This is a genomic window from Acinetobacter sp. YH12117, assembly GCF_013418865.1.
GTDB lineage: Bacteria > Pseudomonadota > Gammaproteobacteria > Pseudomonadales > Moraxellaceae > Acinetobacter > Acinetobacter indicus.
The window spans coordinates 1-3,765 of the sequence record NZ_VPBF01000076.1 but is presented as its reverse complement, the minus strand read 5'-3'; the positions used below and the strand labels follow the sequence as shown (position 1 = coordinate 3,765).

The 3,765-nt window shown below is 44.8% G+C and carries 2 protein-coding genes and 2 pseudogenes; 1 reads left to right on the top strand and 3 read right to left on the bottom strand.

What is annotated here, in order from left to right; translation table 11 throughout:
* A pseudogene (locus tag FTU55_RS14655) lies at positions 1-107 on the bottom strand (RNA-guided endonuclease TnpB family protein); the annotation flags it as partial.
* Between the two features lie 245 nt (positions 108-352).
* Here FTU55_RS14655 and FTU55_RS14650 point away from each other — a divergent pair.
* A complete protein-coding gene (locus FTU55_RS14650; RefSeq protein ID WP_005180018.1) occupies positions 353-808 on the top strand; it encodes a hypothetical protein in 456 nt (151 codons plus the stop codon).
* 238 nt (positions 809-1,046) lie between these two features.
* Here FTU55_RS14650 and FTU55_RS14645 read toward each other — a convergent pair whose 3' ends face one another.
* Together FTU55_RS14645 and FTU55_RS14640 are read right to left on the bottom strand one after the other, a co-directional pair.
* A complete protein-coding gene (locus FTU55_RS14645; protein WP_180047456.1) occupies positions 1,047-2,510 on the bottom strand; it encodes a phospholipase D family protein in 1,464 nt (487 codons plus the stop codon).
* Positions 2,511-2,615: 105 nt separating this feature from the next.
* Positions 2,616-3,638: pseudogene (locus tag FTU55_RS14640) on the bottom strand (TonB-dependent receptor domain-containing protein); the annotation flags it as partial.
* Positions 3,639-3,765: the final 127 nt, after the last annotated feature.

Here is a 3,765-nt window from a genome sequence, read left to right as displayed (position 1 = left end):
TTGAAACACAAATCATTGACATAGTTCCAGACAAAATTAACTTCAGATGCCAATTGGTCTAGCACCTTACAATGTTTGTCTTTTATACGTAATTTAAGTGTTTTCATGGGCTTATATTAGCTCATATTAGGCTTGAAATATTGGTTTTTAGCAATTAAACGACATTTCATGTCGTGTCGCTTATATCTCTGACCTGAAAGACAGAGGTTTACGCTCCATTTGATAAAAAATGAACACGTATGCTTTATCCAGCTTTTTTAGATGAATGGCGGTAGATCGGCCGTATTTCTCAGTGAAAATAATGACCTACTTTTATGCTACACTCGCTTTTTTTCATACTAGGTTCATGCTTGTGTCTGATTTAAGTTTTGATCGTCTTTATGAATATTTCTGCAAAGTACCCAGTGTTCAAAAAAACTTGATCGATGCCTATGGCACAGATGGTGCTCAGGCATGGTGGTTTAAATTTCAGATTAATGTAGCACACCCACTGGCCTGGCAAACCGTACAGGAACTGGGTCATGTGCTGAACTATATTTCCAAGAATGAACGTTTGCCAACGCAGTTTTTACCGGTATCGCCACCACCTTATATGAATGGTGAAGCCAAAGATTTCCTGTCTTGGGTAATCCAGTGTAACCATGCCGATTTCCCGCCCGATGTGGTCTGCGACTGGCTGGAAGCGCGTTTGCCGAATCCAGTTGAGGATGAAAGCCAGTGGAAAATTAAAACCGATCTGAGCGAGCTGGATGAGCTGTCCGATAAAGATCTGGATGAACTGGTACCACCGAATCCGGGGCAAAACTAAGCGTCAAACCTTAATACTGACCTCTCCCCGACTCTCTCCTAGAAGGTTAAGGAAAAGCGTGTCTCCCTAACCTTCTCTTACGAGGAGGAGAAAAAGCTATTGTTCCTAACTCTCTTGCAAGGAAGGGGAAAATCGCTTCTCTCTACCCCTCTCTTAAAAGGTGGAAGAAAACTCATTCTTCCAGCTCTCTTATAAGCAGAAGCCACGGCTCACAAACAGAAGCTTGGAATGAGGGAGGTTAGAACGTCGACCAGCCACTCCATTCCATCAAACGATACAGTCCATATTTCAGCGTCGATTCATCGGCATACTGGGCATAATCCACACTCATCTGACGGCCATTCAAATTTGACCAGGCGGTATCAAAATACTGCTGGGCATCTTGAAATACCGGTGCTTGAGCCGGGCCTAACACGCGTAAATTGGTTTCCAGATTATAATTTTTTAAATTCCGCGCGGTGAAATTGGCCGAACCTAAAATCATCTCCTGTTGCTGGGCATTGCGCTTGATCAGCATTTTGCTATGACATTGCTCGCCTTGGGTATTACACCAGCGCAGTGGAATGCCGGCCTGATGTAATTCTGCTGCCACTGGCCGGTTCGGTACACCATTTTTTTCCAGACCAAACGCATCTTTATTAGCATCCAGCAACACCCGCAATTTCACCCCACGCTCATGGGCTGCAAGCAGGCTTTTGATAATCTGGCGCTCGGACAGATAGAACATCACCAGATCAATCTGTTCATTGGCTTTAGCGCTATTGATCAGGTTTAAAGTCGCATCATAAATGGCTTTTTCAGTCAGCACCTGCACCTGCGGTTCAGTAGCAGCGGCCTGAAACTCACCGACAATCACCCCGGGAATATTGCTGCCGGACATGAGCGCCACCGACTGCTCGGTTTTTAGAATATCTACCGCGGTGTTGCCTTTGACCACCAGCGCCACATTGGAGTGATGAGAACTGGCATCATGCGGATTCATTGAGGTCACCAGAGCTTCCCAGCCGTCCGGGGTATCAACCACAATGGTTTTACGGTGGTTGGCCTTAAAATTTAGCAGCTCGGAATAACTACGCAGGGTGATTTTGCCCTCACCAAACGGATTGGCCAGCCAGCCGGCATCCGGATTATTGCGGATGCCCTGACAGCAGATGTACCAGAACCCGGACCACATCGGATTGGAAGCGCGTAGCGGGGTTAAATTGGTTTCGATCACATCAATTCCGGCCTGGCGCAGTTGCCGATAATGCTCTGGCGCAAGCCCGCCATAAACCGAGTTAATCGGATCGGTAATCAGCTTGATTTCAATATCCGGCTGGGTACGGCGTTTTTGAATCAGTGCATCAGTCAATTGCTGACTGAGCGGTTGATGCTGGGCCTGTGATGCTCCGGTTTGCGGATTAAATAGAAACATATCCAGCACAATTAAACTTTGTGCTTCATCAATCAGGCGCAGCATTTCATTAAAAATCTGATGATCATAATGCTGCTGGCCCTGTGCATCCAGATAGGTCTGATCGGCCAGAAATTTGACTTCGGCATGACGTAGCGGTCCCGCATAATTCAAACCATCCGGTAAGGGCTTATAGGTATGATACAGTGCCGAGGATAAATAGCTTAACGCCAGCAGGCCCATCATCACGCCCAGATAACGCCGTGGTGACCAGTTCAGTTTATTGTGAATTCGTTGAAAGATACGCATAAGAAAAAACCTAACCCAATCAACTCAGGCTAGGTTTTCTTCAGGCTTTTTTCAAGAGGATTTCCGTGACATCCTCTTGATTTTGGCAATAAATTTAAGTTCTGCTTAGAAGTTATATTCTAAACCAACGGTAAAATTACGGCCCACTTGCGGAATATTGGACAGGAATGAGGTGTGTGAATAAACTTGATCATCCAGCAGGTTATTGGCTTTAAAGAACACGCGGTAGTCCTGGTTATTCGCCATGGCACCTGCATAAGCCAGACCGACATTGACCATGTTATAGCCTTGGGTTTCCTGTTCATAGCTGGCAATCTGGTCCTGTTTAAAGACATGATAGTACTCTGCCAGACCTGACCAGCCATCAGCAAAATCGGCTTCTACTTTGGTACCTAAACGGCCTGCTGGTACACGCGGTGCGTTTTCACCATCAATTTTGCCACGCACATAGTCACCAAACAGGCTGACTTTATAAGCATCGTTAATGGCATAGCCTAACTGCGCTTCTGTACCGTAGAAACGGGCTTTGTCTTGTTTATAATCAACTAGACGGAATGTTCCTTCGCTGTCGGTTGTTGAGCCATAAATATAGTTATCAAACCAGTTGTGATAAACATGCACATGATAGTCGAGTTTTTCACCTTCATAATGCAGACCTAACTCAAGGTTATTTGACTTCTCAACATCCAGATCCTCATTTCCACGCTCATAGGTATTGGTGGCAAAGTGAATACCGTCCGCATACAACTCTTGTGCCAGTGGTAAACGTTGCTGATGCGAGCCAACCACAGAAAGCTTATAGTTTGGAGCAAATTCCCAATTGGCTGCTGCTGAACCTGACACACCGGTATCCGAATAGTCTTTTTGAGTTGAATCTACATCAATTTTTTGATGTTCTACACGTGCACCCAATTCCACATGCACATCACCAAACTGCTTATGTTCTAAACCAAACAGGCTATATTTTTCCGTTTTAGTATCTGGCATTAAGACTGATTCATGAAAATGATCATCATGTGGAACCATCTCACCGGATAAATCAATATTTTGTTGACTATATTGGGTACCAAAGACCCCTTCCCAACCGGCGACTGGTTTATGTACCAATTCTAAACGGGCATCATAACCTCACTGCTGTCCCATAGTTTGCTTTAAATAAAAAAACCTGAGTCCTAACAGTTAAAATATGAGTGTAAACAAACACTTTAACGACCAGGATTCAGGTTTTGTCACATCAGAATACCGTATTTCATGA

Coding starts and splice junctions, on each gene's coding strand:
- FTU55_RS14645 (WP_180047456.1), bottom strand. CDS start 2,510: ATGCGTATCTTTCAACGAATTCACAATAAACTGAACTGGTCACCACGG.